This is a genomic window from Streptomyces sp. NBC_00212 (genome assembly GCF_045206365.1).
In the GTDB taxonomy this organism is placed as follows: domain Bacteria; phylum Actinomycetota; class Actinomycetes; order Streptomycetales; family Streptomycetaceae; genus Streptomyces.
In genome coordinates, this window is the sequence record NZ_CP108115.1 from 8,554,756 (window position 1) to 8,567,724 (window position 12,969).

Annotated in this window: 13 protein-coding genes and 4 pseudogenes; 7 read left to right on the plus strand and 10 right to left on the minus strand. The window is 67.3% G+C overall.

Annotated elements, in window-relative coordinates:
- The first annotated feature begins 700 nt into the window (after nucleotides 1–700).
- Complete coding sequence (locus OHA17_RS39225) at nucleotides 701–1,450, plus strand: hypothetical protein (RefSeq protein ID WP_406510522.1); 750 nt, start codon at nucleotides 701–703, stop codon at nucleotides 1,448–1,450.
- A gap of 546 nt (nucleotides 1,451–1,996) precedes the next feature.
- Nucleotides 1,997–2,536 carry a GNAT family N-acetyltransferase gene (locus OHA17_RS39230; RefSeq protein WP_406510523.1) on the plus strand — a complete coding sequence of 180 codons (540 nt, stop codon included), beginning with the start codon at nucleotides 1,997–1,999 and terminating at the stop codon, nucleotides 2,534–2,536.
- A gap of 112 nt (nucleotides 2,537–2,648) precedes the next feature.
- On the opposite strand, the pseudogene istB reads toward OHA17_RS39230, so the two are convergent.
- Together istB and OHA17_RS39240 are read right to left on the minus strand one after the other, a co-directional pair.
- Nucleotides 2,649–3,439: pseudogene (gene istB, locus OHA17_RS39235) on the minus strand (IS21-like element helper ATPase IstB).
- Nucleotides 3,436–3,741 (minus strand): hypothetical protein, encoded by a 306-nt coding sequence (locus OHA17_RS39240; RefSeq protein ID WP_406510953.1) that lies wholly within the window; start codon nucleotides 3,739–3,741, stop codon nucleotides 3,436–3,438. The pseudogene istB and the gene OHA17_RS39240 overlap by 4 nt, the downstream one beginning before the upstream one ends.
- Here OHA17_RS39240 and OHA17_RS39245 point away from each other — a divergent pair.
- Nucleotides 3,657–4,211, plus strand: coding sequence for a transposase (locus tag OHA17_RS39245; protein ID WP_406510524.1), 555 nt, complete (start codon nucleotides 3,657–3,659; stop codon nucleotides 4,209–4,211). The two genes, OHA17_RS39240 and OHA17_RS39245, sit on opposite strands and share 85 nt — an antisense overlap.
- 44 nt (nucleotides 4,212–4,255) lie before the next feature.
- On the opposite strand, the gene OHA17_RS39250 is transcribed toward OHA17_RS39245, so the two are convergent.
- Complete coding sequence (locus OHA17_RS39250) at nucleotides 4,256–4,804, minus strand: DUF4262 domain-containing protein (RefSeq protein WP_406510525.1); 549 nt, start codon at nucleotides 4,802–4,804, stop codon at nucleotides 4,256–4,258.
- A gap of 320 nt (nucleotides 4,805–5,124) precedes the next feature.
- On the minus strand, nucleotides 5,125–5,718 hold the full coding sequence (locus OHA17_RS39255; protein WP_406510526.1) for a hypothetical protein: 594 nt from the start codon (nucleotides 5,716–5,718) through the stop codon (nucleotides 5,125–5,127).
- Between the two features lie 292 nt (nucleotides 5,719–6,010).
- On the opposite strand from OHA17_RS39255, the pseudogene OHA17_RS39260 reads away from it, so the two are divergent.
- Nucleotides 6,011–6,382 (plus strand): annotated as a pseudogene (locus OHA17_RS39260) (transposase); the annotation flags it as partial.
- Here the strand turns inward: OHA17_RS39260 and OHA17_RS39265 are convergent.
- Together OHA17_RS39265 and OHA17_RS39270 are read right to left on the minus strand one after the other, a co-directional pair.
- Nucleotides 6,274–6,986 (minus strand): annotated as a pseudogene (locus OHA17_RS39265) (ISAzo13 family transposase); the annotation flags it as partial. The pseudogenes OHA17_RS39260 and OHA17_RS39265 overlap by 109 nt on opposite strands.
- Nucleotides 6,984–7,388, minus strand: a pseudogene (locus OHA17_RS39270) (helix-turn-helix domain-containing protein); the annotation flags it as partial. The pseudogenes OHA17_RS39270 and OHA17_RS39265, both read right to left, overlap by 3 nt.
- A gap of 139 nt (nucleotides 7,389–7,527) precedes the next feature.
- Between OHA17_RS39270 and OHA17_RS39275 the strand changes: the two are divergent.
- Nucleotides 7,528–8,307 carry an NAD(P)H-dependent oxidoreductase gene (locus OHA17_RS39275; protein WP_406510527.1) on the plus strand — a complete coding sequence of 260 codons (780 nt, stop codon included), beginning with the start codon at nucleotides 7,528–7,530 and terminating at the stop codon, nucleotides 8,305–8,307.
- A 713-nt stretch (nucleotides 8,308–9,020) separates the two neighbouring features.
- On the opposite strand, the gene OHA17_RS39280 is transcribed toward OHA17_RS39275, so the two are convergent.
- Together OHA17_RS39280 and OHA17_RS39285 are read right to left on the minus strand one after the other, a co-directional pair.
- Nucleotides 9,021–9,446, minus strand: a complete 426-nt coding sequence (locus OHA17_RS39280; RefSeq protein WP_406510528.1) for a DUF4267 domain-containing protein — start codon at nucleotides 9,444–9,446, stop codon at nucleotides 9,021–9,023.
- Between the two features lie 319 nt (nucleotides 9,447–9,765).
- On the minus strand, nucleotides 9,766–10,212 hold the full coding sequence (locus OHA17_RS39285) for an anthrone oxygenase family protein (protein WP_406510529.1): 447 nt from the start codon (nucleotides 10,210–10,212) through the stop codon (nucleotides 9,766–9,768).
- Nucleotides 10,213–10,302: 90 nt separating this feature from the next.
- On the opposite strand from OHA17_RS39285, the gene OHA17_RS39290 reads away from it, so the two are divergent.
- Nucleotides 10,303–10,881: a TetR/AcrR family transcriptional regulator gene (locus OHA17_RS39290; RefSeq protein WP_406510530.1), complete on the plus strand. Its 579-nt coding sequence runs from the start codon at nucleotides 10,303–10,305 to the stop codon at nucleotides 10,879–10,881.
- 138 nt (nucleotides 10,882–11,019) lie between these two features.
- Here the strand turns inward: OHA17_RS39290 and OHA17_RS39295 are convergent, their stop codons facing one another.
- Nucleotides 11,020–11,418 (minus strand): hypothetical protein, encoded by a 399-nt coding sequence (locus tag OHA17_RS39295; RefSeq protein WP_406510531.1) that lies wholly within the window; start codon nucleotides 11,416–11,418, stop codon nucleotides 11,020–11,022.
- A gap of 169 nt (nucleotides 11,419–11,587) precedes the next feature.
- Between OHA17_RS39295 and OHA17_RS39300 the strand changes: the two genes are divergently transcribed.
- Nucleotides 11,588–12,112 carry a hypothetical protein gene (locus tag OHA17_RS39300; RefSeq protein WP_406510532.1) on the plus strand — a complete coding sequence of 175 codons (525 nt, stop codon included), beginning with the start codon at nucleotides 11,588–11,590 and terminating at the stop codon, nucleotides 12,110–12,112.
- Nucleotides 12,113–12,374: 262 nt separating this feature from the next.
- Here the strand turns inward: OHA17_RS39300 and OHA17_RS39305 are convergent, their stop codons facing one another.
- Entirely contained in the window at nucleotides 12,375–12,716 is a 342-nt protein-coding gene (locus OHA17_RS39305; RefSeq protein WP_406510533.1) for a DUF3732 domain-containing protein, read from the minus strand.
- Nucleotides 12,717–12,969 lie beyond the last annotated feature (253 nt).

The following is a 12,969-nucleotide window of genomic DNA, read 5'->3' on the forward strand; positions in this document are numbered from 1 at the left end:
AGGCCCGCCGCAGCGCCGGGGCGAGCTGCGACGTGACCGCGGCGGTCGTTGCGGATGCCGGAGCGGCAGGAGCAAGGACGGCGGAGAGACCGGCCGGGGCGATGGCGGCGCGCAGCCACCCGCGAGAAGTGATCGTGTGTCAAGAGATAGCGCCCGTGTGCGCGTACAAGCTCACGAACAGTTCAGCGTCACCCATGTGAGAGGGGGCCTCCACGCTGGCTGACTCCCCGGTCGCGGCGGAGCAGTCGGTGGTGAGCGCTCCCGGGGCGCGCCACCAGGACTGCTCCTGATTCGCGGCCTATGCCCGGGCCGGGCCGGGCGGTGTGCGTGAAGGGCATGCAGATGCAGGCACCGTTGTGGAGGGCGATTCCGACGCCGGACAGGTGGCGGGCTGGGCTGGGCGATGGTGGCCGTGTGGGTGAATAGGGCTGCGAGGCATGCCTCGGCGAGCGCGGGACTGGTCGTGCCGTCGGTGAACTGCGCAGGCAGGGCGACAGGTTCGGAGCAGGACCGGGGGCGGGCACGTCGGTGTCGTCCAACTTGGTGCCCCGGGCCAGGACCCCGGTGATCCCTTGACCTCAAACCGCGTACGGGTCGGGAACGGCTGTCCTGGCGTCGACGATGCCCCTGCCTTCGAGGAGCGCGAACTCATCGGCGAGGATGAAGTGATCAGATCCACTGAGCGGGAGGCCGTCGACGCGTGAGCTACTACCAGCCGGGCCCGTACAGCCCGCAGCCGCCGACCGCCCATTTCGGTCCGCCTCCGTCCGCGGCTGTGGCGCCCGCGCCGACGGGCACGCGCGTGAGGAACACGGTGCTGGCGGTCGCGTTCACGGTGGTGGTCGGTGCGGTCGGCGCCACCGGCTATGTATGGGGTCGGGGCGCCGGCGGGCCGGCGAGCGCCGCAGCCGTGCCGTACAGGGTGAAGACGCCGCCGAGCATCATGGGCGGCGCGTTCGTCGGCGATGCCAACGTCGGTGTGCGGATCACCAATGGCGACATCAAGGGATACCTCGCGGACGGGATCCGCAACCCGCAGGCTGTGAGTGCCTCCTACACGTCCAGCAATCCCGACTCCGAGCAGATGGTCCAATTTCTGGGAGTCTGGGGGACGATCGACGATCCCGAGCAGGCGATCGACCGCGACTTCACCGCCGCCGCCCGCACCGCCGCCGCCGACAAGACCGGTAATACCTTCGTAGGCGTCCCTCAGCGCGTTTTCCCCACCGGACTCGGGGACGCGGTCATGAAATGCCAGATATACAAGCCCACAAGCCCCTCACGCTCAGACGCCGGCAGCACCACCCCCCTCTGCATCTGGGCCGACCACGACACCCTGGGCGAGGTCACGCGCTTCGACCTCGCCACCGGCGCCACCCACCTCACCCTTGACCAGGACGCCGACACCGCCGCCAAAGTCCGCGCCGACACCCGCGTCCGGGCACGGTAGGTAACCCCCTGCCGGGCGCTCGGACCGTGACTGGTCCGACTGCGTGCAACCGGCCCCACGCAGGATCAAGCCGACTGCGAAGCCTCATCGGGATCTCGGCCAATTCGCCTCCAGTGCTCTACGGAGAACCTCGTGGCCTCAGGCTTCTTTCGTGTCTGATCCGGCAAATCGTCGTCCGCCGGGCTGGTAAGGATGGCTACGCTCGCCCCTCGTGACGACGGATGGCACTCACGTCCCGGTTGGTGCTGTGCAGGCGGCGTGGAACCAGGCGCCTGAAGCGCAGACGGTCGAGTGGTAGCCCGGACTACGGGTGTTGGCTTCGTACGTGAAGTCGGACTCCATTTATCAGTCAGCTCTGACTCCACTTTCTGCTTCGGGCACCTCGTTGTGTAAGTGAGATTTGACTCCATCGGCTGGCGTCCGACGCTCGGTCGGGGCGACGACGGTTGGCGGACCCGTTGACCAGGAACTGGATCACTCGGCAGACGCGTCCCCCTCTGCGGCACCGTCTCCTGGTGTCGCTGCCGTCGAGAGGAACAGCCCGTCATGACTGAACTCGGACCCGTCGTCTGGCCACCGGAGCCGATCAGGACCGAACGGCTCGTGCTCCGTGAACCCGAGGCCCGGGACCGTGCGGCGTTCATCGAGCTGCTCGCCTCGCCGGAGGTGCACACCTACCTCGGCGGCCCCCGGCCGCGTGACGAGCTCGAGCGCGAGTTGTCCGGGGCGCCCGAGCGGTGGCCCGGGAGCTTCGTCGTCGATCTCGATGGGTCGATGATCGGACAGATCCTGCTCAGGAGGGCAACGGGGCACCGCCGCCCGACTGCTGCGGGGAAAGTCGATCTCGGTTACCTGTTCCTTCCGCGGGCCTGGGGATCCGGGTATGCCGCCGAGGCGTGCGCGGCGGCACTCGGCTGGCTCACCGGCGCGCTTCCCGGCGAGCCAGTGGTGCTCACAACCCAGAGTGCCAACGCCGCCTCGATGCGTCTCGCGGCGAAACTGGGGTTCACCGAGGTGGAGCAGTTCGAGGCATGGGGCGCCGAGCAGTGGCTCGGCATGCGGTCTCCAGTCACGCCGTCCGGTTGAGCTCATGCGCGACAGTCGTCGACGATGCCAGCCGCGCCCTGCGTTACTGACACGATTGTCCTTGCAGGGAGATCATCACGATCGTCCACCCTGGATAGCCCGGGTGCAGGGGTCAGCCAGCAGCGGCCTGCTGTTCGGCGCGGGCGCGCGTGGCGGCCAACCTGTAGGAGTCGGTGCCGGTCTCGATGATGTTGCCGCCGAACGTCAAACGGTCGACTATGGCGGCGCAGAGCCTTGGATCGGTGAACGTCTTGGTCCATCCTCCAAAGGATTCGTTAGAAGCTATCGCCACGGAGTTCTTTCCTCACGCTCCGTCAACACCTGGAACAGCAGCTCCGCCCCGCGGCGATCAAGTTCCATGCAGCCAAGTTCATCGATACAAAGGAGATCGACGCGTCCGTAGCGGGCGATGGTCTTGGCCAGCACCTTCTCGTCGGCGGCCTCCACCAGCTCGTTGACGAGCTTGGTGGCCAGCACGTACTTCACCCGGTACTCGTGCGTCGCGGCCTCGGTGCCCAGTGCGATCAGCAGGTGCGACTTGCCGGTCCCCGAGTCGCGGATCAAGCACAGCGGCAGGCCCTTCTTGACCCAGTCGCAGGAGGCCAGGGTGTGGATCTGGGCGGCGTTGATGGCCGGGTTGGCCTCGAAGTCGAACTGGCGCAGGGACTTGTCGCGCGGGAAGCCCGCGGCCTTGATCCGGCGTTCGGAGCGGCGCCGGGCCCGGTCATCGCACTCCGACAGCAGCAGCTCGGCCAGGAACTCGCGGTAGGTCATCTGGTCGCGCACCGCGGCCTGGGCCTGCTCGGGGTACTGGGCGCGGATGGTGGGCAGTCTCAGCATCCGGCACGAGGCGTCGACGGCGGTGTCGGCGGCCTGCTCGGTCAGTGCGCGCTTGGCGGTCATGGTCCCTCTTCTCGCTCAGGCCGGTCCGTCGGCGGGACGCCGGTGCAGTCGCAGCAGTTGGTCGCAGGCCCCGACGGCAGGGGCCTTGGGTCCGGGGGCAGGGCCGCCAGGCGCCGTTCGATTAGTGAGGTCACCGTCGCTCCGGCGTCCATCCGCAACCGCCTGGCGTCCTGGTCGGAGAGGGGTTCGGAGCCCTGGGCGGACTCGCCCCACTTGCGTGCTTCCAGGGCGACCGCGTCGGCGGTCAGCGCGCCGGCCCGCAGCGCGGTGGCGATGCCGGCCACGACGTGTTCGTGGGGCATGTGCCGGTGCAGCAGTAGCACTGGTCCGCGCCCACATCGCGACCCTCCGCAGGACTCCGGCCGACGCGGCACCGCGGCCGCCGTCGGTGCGGCAGGTAACCGGCTGGCTCACCCGGCACCCCACGGCCCTGACCGAGGAAGACAGGACCGGCCTGAAGGAGGTCTTGGCCCGCTGCCCCGAACTGGACAAGGTCGCCGGACATGTCCGCGGCTTCGGCGAGATACTCACCGACCGCCTCGGCTCGACACTCCCCACCTGGATCGACGCAGTCGACGCCAGCCAGCTACCCGGCCTCACCGGCTTCGCACTGCACCTGCACCGAGACTTCGACGCCGTGACAGCCGGGCTGACCCTGGACTGGAACTCGGGCAGCATCGAGGGTGCCGTGAACCGCATCAAGAAGATCAAGAGGCAGCTCTATGGCCGAGCCGGATTCGAACTTCTCCGCAAAATGATCTTGCTTCAGTAGCTTTCGCGACAGTGTTGGTGTGTCGCTGGTCGGCCCGTGAAAGGTCAGAGTTCGGTCGTCCAGATCCCGACGGGGTGCTCACTCGGCGGCTGCCACAACTGAGGCTGCGACTGCCGATGCCGTTCCTCAGCCTGTTCTTCCCAGTGAAAACGGTCATCCGCGTCGGGCCACGCGACTTGCAGCACAGGGAAAGGAGGTCGCCGGTAGAACCCGATGGCCCGCCCAAAGAAGGTCCGGTACCAGCGGAGGTCAACGTGCCTGAGCGCGACGTGGTGACCGTCGACAACGCCAGGGTGCCTCTGGCCGTCAGCCAGTACATCGCCCGCGGCGGACTTCTCTCCGATGCTGTTGAGCATGCGGTGCATGGCGTGGATATCGAGTCCGAACACGGCGACCTCAGAAGCGCCGTGGGTGTGTGCGAGTCCGATCGTGTAGGCGAATCCAGGACCGATGTCGTCCTCGGGAACCATGACGACGTGCCATCCGTGCTGCTGCACATTCTCGATGATCGTCAAATCCATGCGGTCCGCTTCGTCTCGGTCGCCGTAGTCATGGCAGAGGACGCAGCGGCACTGGAACGGATCAGCAGTCATACGCGGAGGCTACGAGGTGAGCGTTTGAGCCGGACAGTCGGGCTCGCGACCACCCTTTCAATCGAACAGCACTGTCACCCTCTGTGACCGGTCCCCAAGATCTGTGCCAGAACCCAAGACTCACTTACAAAGCCACCGCTGACATTGGGTGGATGAGGGACGGTCCCGTCTTCGCCTGAGCTAGCACTGCGACAGGAGCCCGCGCTTATCCTGTAGTCAGTCTCGTTGGCCTCCGGCAGGACGCGGAGCCGCCCCGATGCGGGAAGCCCGCGGACTTCTATATGTCCCCGGCTGCAAAGCATCGTTCTTCGGCGGCCCGTTCAGCAGGGGACGACCGTCCACACGTGGTACCAGTTCTGCGAGTTGGCGGCGGAGATCGGCGGGAGGCTCTGGTCGATGTAGTTGCCGGACTTGCCGAAGAACTTCGCAACGTGGGTTCCGTACTGGCGGTTCACCCAGGATCCGGTGCCGGTGTAGTTCATGTCGTAGGAATGGCAGTAGTACATCGGGTCTTCGCTGCCGGTCCAGCCATGGCCGCTGAAGGCGCAGAAGTAGCCGTTCTGGGTGACGGCGTACGGGTTGCAGATGCTGCTGTAGGCGGGGGCAGTGCTGCCGTGGTCGGTGAAGGTGCGCGGGTGGGCCTCGCCGGGGATGGCGACGCGGATGGTGCGCTTGTCGTCGACCTTGATCTCGTTGAGGGAGATCTGCCTGCCGCCGCTGCGCTGGAGGTACTTGGCGACTTCGGTGCGCAGCGCGCCGGCCTGCGCGGGGGTGAGATGTGCGGCGCGGACCTGGTCGGCGAACGGCTCGGGCGTGCTGGCGCCGGCGGTTCCCGCGCTGATCGAGAGTGTGAGCAGTGCAGCGGCTGCGGAAGCGGTGGCGATCTTCCTTATGGTGCGGGTTCGGCCGGCCATGGATGTTTCCCCCTGGTGTGCGGTTGATGGGCCATCGGCGATGCTGGCAGCGGTGGCCGGTGGCGGCGAGGCCGAATATTGGTCAGATCTGGCGCATGGACTGAGGTTCGACCCGCGTGCCTCACATGGCTCACATGTGATCAATGATCTGACCTGGTTTAGTACTCCAGTGGTACTTCACCATTCCCGCTGGTCAGAGGCGTTCTTTCGAACCTAGCGGGGTGACGGTGCCTCAGGGGCCGGTTCCGGGAAGCCGTCACGGACGGCGGGCCGGGACGTGCAGGCTCGGGGCATGGTGGCGGACTTCGTCACGGGACGCTGGAGTGCCGAGCTTGAGGACCTGTTCCTGCGGGTGAGCGGACGGTTTGGCCGAGCCGAGGTGCGGCGCCGGGTGCGAGACTACGTCCGGGGCCTGCTGGGTCCGGTCGGCCGCAAGAACAGCTGGCAGCTGGCCAAGTACGCCGGCCACAACGGCCCGTACGGGCTGCAGCACCTGCTGTCGCGGAGCAGATGGAACCCCGACGAACTCCGGGACGACGTGCAGGAGTACGTGGCTCAGCGACTCGGTGCCCCGGACGGCGTGCCGATCGTGGACGACACCGGATTTCTCAAGAAGGGCGCCGTTTCCGCCGGGGTGCAGCGGCAGTACTCCGGCACGGCCGGGGCCTGCAATTGAATAACCGTCAGAGTTGATCTGCGGGATGCACTTCGGTAGGCGTCCTGCGAGCCTTCAGCTGCTCCAAAGTGCGGGCGGGCGCTTGGGGTATCGGCGTGACGGTGATTCTGTGCAGGTCCAGGAGGCGGTGCCCGTCCTGGAACTGGTTCGACAGGTTGGTTCGGGTGACGCCGAGCAGTTGGGCCAGGAGCGTACTGGTTGCTGCTCGGCGGCGGCGTAACAGTGCCGTCAGCAGTCGGTGGCAGTGGTCCAGGCTGCTGGTCTGTCGGTGGAGGTAGCGGCGCGGGCGGTGAAAGCGTCGTTGGAACGCGGCCTCGGCCAGGGCGTCCCAGTACGGCTCCGAGACCGTCACCAAGTGGTCGAAGTCGGAGCGGGCCATGCCCGTCAGGGCGGGGTCGGTGAGCAGTTCGGTCAGGGCCGGGTCGATCCGGCGCCGAGTTCGTGTGGCCTCGGGAGGCTTGGGCGGAGTGGGTGCGAAGGTGTAGTTCCAGTCGCCGTGGAAGGTGCTTGGTGTGATCGGCAGGGCGTGGAACTCGGCGGGCGTGATGGTCGCACCGAGGAGATAGCTGCCGGTGTCGAGTTCGGCGCCGAGGAGCCCGGCGAGGCGGTTCCCGGCGAGCACGTTCAGGCGGTGGTCCATGATCAGCGCGGGTGCGTCGGCGACCAGGTCGAGGACGCGCAGCAACTCCGGCCGGACCCGCCCGCCCGGCGCCTTCGCGCGGCGGCGGCGCTGCCGGGCGAGCCGGGAGAGGTGCCCGCGTTCGGTCTCGTCGAGGCCAAGGACACGGGCGAGCGCGTCGAGGACCTGCTCGGAGGGCTGGGTCGCGCGGCCCTGTTCCAGGCGTACGTAGTAGTCGACGCTGACTCCGGACAGGTGCGCGACCTCTTCGCGACGCAACCCTTCGACCCGGCGGCGACTGTCGGTGGGGATGCCGACGGCCGCCGGGTCGACCCGGGAGCGCCGGGTCCGCAGGAAGCTCGCAAGATCGTCCATGCCTCCCAGTATGGCCTCGCCGTTGCCCGCGGAGGTGGTACTGCCGTTACCAGGAAGTCCAGTCCGACGGAAGAGGCGCCCCTGAACGCTGGGCGCCGCGGCGCCCAGAGTCGAAGGCATCCGATCCGAAGGAGTTCCCATGAAGACGCTGATCGTCCATGCCCACCCGGAGCCGAAGTCGCTCAACAGCTCGCTGAAGAACCTCGCGGTGTCCACATTGGAGAATGCCGGGCACGAGGTGAAGGTGAGTGATCTGTACGCGATGAACTGGAAGGCGGTCGTGGACGCCGCGGACTACGGCCCCCATGCCTCGAGTCCGCTGAAAGTCGCGCGGGACTCGGGCCGGGCCTTCGACGCCGGGACGCTCACCCCGGACGTCCGCACCGAGCAGGAGAAGCTGCTGTGGGCCGACACGATCATCTTCCAGTTCCCGCTGTGGTGGTACACGATGCCCGCGATCCTCAAGGGCTGGGTGGACCGGGTGTTCACCTTCCACTTCGCGTACGGCGTCGGCGAGCACAGCGACACCAAGTACGGCGAGCGCTTCGGCGAAGGAACCCTCGCGGGCCGCAGGGCCCTGCTGTCGGTGACCGCCGGCGGCCCGGAGCCGCATTACGCCGCTCGCGGGATCAATGGCCCCATCGACGATCTGCTGTTCCCGATTCAGCACGGCATCCTCTACTACCCGGGCATCGAAGTGCTGCCGCCGTTCGTGCTGTACGGCACCGACCGGATGACTGACGAGGACTACCCGGACGTGGCCAAGGCCTGGGAGCAGCGCCTGCTCACCCTGGAGTCGACCGAGCCGATCGCTTTCCGGCGGCAGAACTTCGGTGACTATGAGATCCCCTCGCTGCACCTGAAGGAGGGACTGGAGCCCGCGGGCCGCACGGGTTTCGGGCTGCACGTGCGGGGCTGACCGCGGGAGACGGACAGGACGAGCTGGGCACGAACCCGAGGACAGCCCGAGGGCCGTAGCAGCGGTGAGGGTGAGCGCCACCGGCCAGGGGGTGCGGGCGGGTTCCTCGGGCGCCCGGTGCCTGCCGAGCACGGAGACCGGGTAGACGGCCAAGACTTCCCGGGGCAACAAGATCAAGTTCTGGTGGCTTTTGGGCTTACCTGGGCACTAGGCCCTGACTGACTGGCAGAAGGGGCCGATGCCCAATCTCTGACCTATCCAGAAGAGACGCCACGAAGCCTTCGGATCTCCCCGTAGGGTCTGCCGCTGCCCCAAGTGAGCTTGTTCAGTTCGTTATTCGTCCCGAGGCATGTTGTCGCTCGTCATGTACACCAGGGCTTGGTGTCCCGGGATTTCTTGTCGCTCGCCGTCGTTCTCGACTTTCGCGGTTCAGAGTCGGATTGCCGACATGTGGTGACTGCTTTCTCGTGCCCCGTCTGTCCAGGAGAGGTGGTGCCCCAGGGGAGGGGATCTCAGGTGTTCCAGTGGATACCCGGGGCGGTGAGGGCGGCGATCCGGTCAGCGGTGAGGGTTCCGGCCCGGCGGGCTGCTCGGTGCCGTGTGGGCCAGGCGTCCAGGCGGAGGCCGTGGCCGCCGCCTACGGGAAGAAGTTCGTGCGCCTCGTCTTTGCGGCGGGCGCCGACAGGCGAATACCGACATGCGCCAAGGTGGCGTTAGGCGGGCTGCGTGGCGGGTGTTGCCAGAGCGGTCGCGGCCTTGCGGGTCTCGCGCATTATCAGCAGGCCGTTGACCACCATCAGTGTCGCGGTCAGGCCGTGGACGCCGAGCGCGGTGGCCACGGAGCCGTGGTGGGCCAGCACGGTGGTCATGTCGCCGTACGCGGCGAGGGCCTCCACCAGCAGCACCGAGCCCAGCGCCCGGCGGTGGCCGGTCACCAGCAGGATGCCCAGGACCAGGGCCAGGACGACGTCGCGGGTTCCCTTGATGATCAGGAAGCCGCCGCCGTCGCCGGATGGCCAGCTCGGCAGGCCGAAGCCCGGCGCCGTCGTCTCTGGGCTCAGGATGAACTCCGTCCCGAACCAGAGGATGAAGAGGATGAAGGCGGCGGCCAGGACGGTGTTGATCTTCTTCAGCGACATTGTTCTTCTCCTTGCGAGTCTTCGTCGGCCTGGTGAGCTTCGTGGAGCTTGCTGAGTCGTGTGGGGCCTGATCAGGCCGCGCGGACGCGGCTGATCGAGGGGCGTAATTCGTCGTGATCGCCGTTGTGGATCTGAGCGGCAGCTGCATTCCCGGATGTCGGGATTTCGGCGGCTGGCTGCCGCCCGGCGAGTGGGGATTGTGCGCCACCGGCGCGGCGTCGGCTCGCGGGGCCGGTAATCCAAAGCCCTGTCGGGCCCACCCCGACGGGGTGAATGCCGTGGATATACGGGTGAACCAGTGGATGTCGGGGGCTTGGTATCAGGTGAGGGCGGTGACCAGCAGGGCGAAGGCGGCGATGAGGACGGCGACGCGGACGTGGTGGTAGCGGTCCCAGCGGTTCAGCTGCTGCTTCCAGTCGGCGGGCCGGTTCTCGGGGGTCCACGTCTTGCTCTGGTTGTTGATCGGGACGAGCAGCAGGACCGACATGATCACGCTGAGCATCAGCAGTGCGCCGGCGGTGACGACGAGGCCGGTGCCGTGGTGATGCCATCCGGCGACGGCCCAGACCGCGACGAGGACGAGCGAGCCGATGTACCAGACCGGCATCACGGCGCCGAGCATCCGGCCCCCGTGGGCGCGGCCGAGTTGGCCGCTGTCCTCCGGGAGGGCGTTGAAGATCCGGTTCATGACGAAGGCGACGGAGAACTCCACCCCCACCATCACGCCGACGACCACGGTGGTGATGACCTCGAGTGCGTTGAGCATGATGACCCTCCTGGAATCTAGCGGCGCTAGGAAGTGAGGCAACGATAGTTCTACTGCCGCTCGATTGTCTAGCAATGCTAGGATCGAATCATGTCGGTACAGGAACGCAAGCAGCGCGAACGGGCGGAGCGCGAGCGCCTCATCGTGGCGACGGCCCGCGAACTCGCCGAGCAGCAGGGCTGGGACGCGGTCACCACCCGCCGGCTCGCCGAGCGCATCGAATACAGCCAGCCCGTCCTCTACAGCCACTTCCGCGGCAAACGCGAGATCATCGGCGCCGTCGCCCTGGAAGGCGCCGCCGAGCTGGCCGCGGCGGTGCGCGCCGCGACCGCCGCCGCAGACGGCCCGCGCGAGCGGGTGCACGCCCTCGCCCGCGCCTACCTCGACTTTGCTGCACGCAACCCGGCGGTCTACGACGCCATCTTCCAGCTCGACGGCGGTCTCCCGTACGCACAGGAAGACACCCCGGAACCTCTCAAGGACGCCTTCGCCGCGCTACTGGAGAGCCTCGGCGAGGTCGCCGGAGACGGCGTCGACCCGGGGCTGTTCACCGAGACGTTCTGGGCGGCCCTGCACGGGCTGGCTACCCTGACCCGGGCCGGACGACTGCCGCCGGAGGACACCGAGCCGAGGGTGGAACTGCTGGTGGACCGGCTCTCCATGGTCTGACACACCGTCCCAGCAGGCATGCAGCCGGGATTCTCGGGCCCGGCTACAACGTAGATGCTCCGGGTATGGGCCGAACCTTGTGGGGCTCGAAAAGCCTCGCTGCTGCTCAAGCTGTCCTGTAGCCCGGGTTGCTGATGTTCATGGTTGGTCGGTGCGTGTGAGGACTCCGGTGACGCTGTTTCCTTGGAAGGGCTCGCGCTTGGTGTGCGGCAGGGGTACTTCGACGAGCTTCCCGTTGTAGATCATCCATAGTCCGAAGCAGGAGTCTTCTTCGTCGCGTACGAGTACCTGGACCGAGTGGGGATCGGGCCAGGGGAGCGACTCAAGGTGGGCCAGCAGGCCGCGCCAGTTGAGGCGGATGAACTGGATGACCCACGCGTAGCACTCCTGTGAGAGCATCCGACTCCCGTCGAACATCCCGTCGTCGACGCGAGTGAAGCACTGATGCCACTCCCGGTTGTCGTCGGGCTGAGTCAGTGGCCCCATTATCTCTTCAGCGTTTCTTGCCAGCACAATGACCTCGGCGAATCTGCTCATGCGTGCAGTTTCTCAGCATGTCCGCTGGTGAGCAGGGGAGTTATCCGGGGGGAGGCCAGCGCGTGCCCCGCACCACTGCGGTCGTCTTGCCGCCCGGCCCCAGGGAGGAGGTCTACGCTGGGCAGCACAGGGCCACAGGTCCTGAACACCCGCTCGTGGGGAGGTAGTTGTGGCAGCATCACTGGATGGCGAGGACGGCCATCGCCCTGACTACCCGCCGAAGACCCCGCCCCCGCCCAAGAAGCCGGTCGAGCCACCACGCCCCGAAGGCGCCGCCCCCGGGCCGGTGTTGGTGCGGGCGCGGCTTGTCGCGCGGATTGCGAACCGGCGGGCGGCGAACTGGATGCTGGAGAACGCCCCTTGGACGCCCGGGAAAGCAGGTCGGCACGTCATCGGCAAGCTGGCTGAGTGGGGTTACCGGCTGGACAGTGACCGGGAAGCGAACATCACGGCTGTGACCGCGCTCTTGGCCCGCGCAGCCCTCACGGACGGTGGCCGCCGGATCAGCCTCCACCTGGCCGACCAGGACCACCAGGCCCTCATCCTGGTCCTGTCCCACCAGTCCGGCCACGCGCCTGAGGGTGAGGACCTGTTGCGTGAGGTGACCGCGCTGGGGGTCGTCTCGTGCGGCACGGATACCGATCAGGAAGACGGCGGTCGCCGTCGCTGGGCCCTGACCGACCTTGGCGGGTGAGCCGGTGTCGTTCTGGTGCCGGGTCTGGTGACACCGGGGTGACGATTTCTGTCGCCGGTCGGTGGGGTTGCGTAGTTGTTGTGTTTCTGGCCTGGGGTTGTGCAGGTTGGTTGGTTGGGATCCGGGGTTTGGTGGCGCGCTGGATCTGCGCAGGGTGTGACGTGGGTAAGTCGTTTGAGCTGGGGGTTTTCTGGTTTCTGGGTTTACGTGCGCAGGTTGGTTGAGCGGTGCGCAGTTCGACTGGTTCCCGGGAGGTGGTGTTCTACGGGGCGGGGTTGGTGTCGAGCCAGGTAGTGGGAATGAGTTTTTCGCCGCCGCGCCAGTTGTAGCGGACGGATGCCTGGTACCAATCGTGGGGCAGGTCGGCGTGGTCGCTCACGGTGATCTGGAAGCCGGGGGCGAGTTCGGTGACGACTTGTTGCACGAGCTGGAAGAGGTGGGTGACCGTCACGCGGTCTTCGTCGAGTGGGATGTCTTCCAGCCGCCCGCGTGCTTTGGCCATGTCGGAGGGGTAGTAGGGCTGGGTGGGCTGGTCGAGCATGAGGAAGCGGGGTACGGGCCGACCGTTCGCGACAAGGTACTGATGGAGCGCGAGGTGTGCCACGAGGTGTGACAAATCCGTTGGTGATCACTAGATGGGCAAGGCGTTGACGTGAGGGTCCGGATGCGGCTCAGGGCCCGGCTATGGCTGCGGGGCCCTGAGCCTGTGCACCTCTACGGGGGGTTGAGGCGAGTGGTTCAACGAGTTCGTGGCCGGTCGGTTCCGGGCGGCGGCTGTTGCTGCGGTACGCACTCGCAGGCTGTGCGGGGGCATGCAGCCCCGCGAGTTCGGCTCACCTGTGACCGGCGCTTCCGGG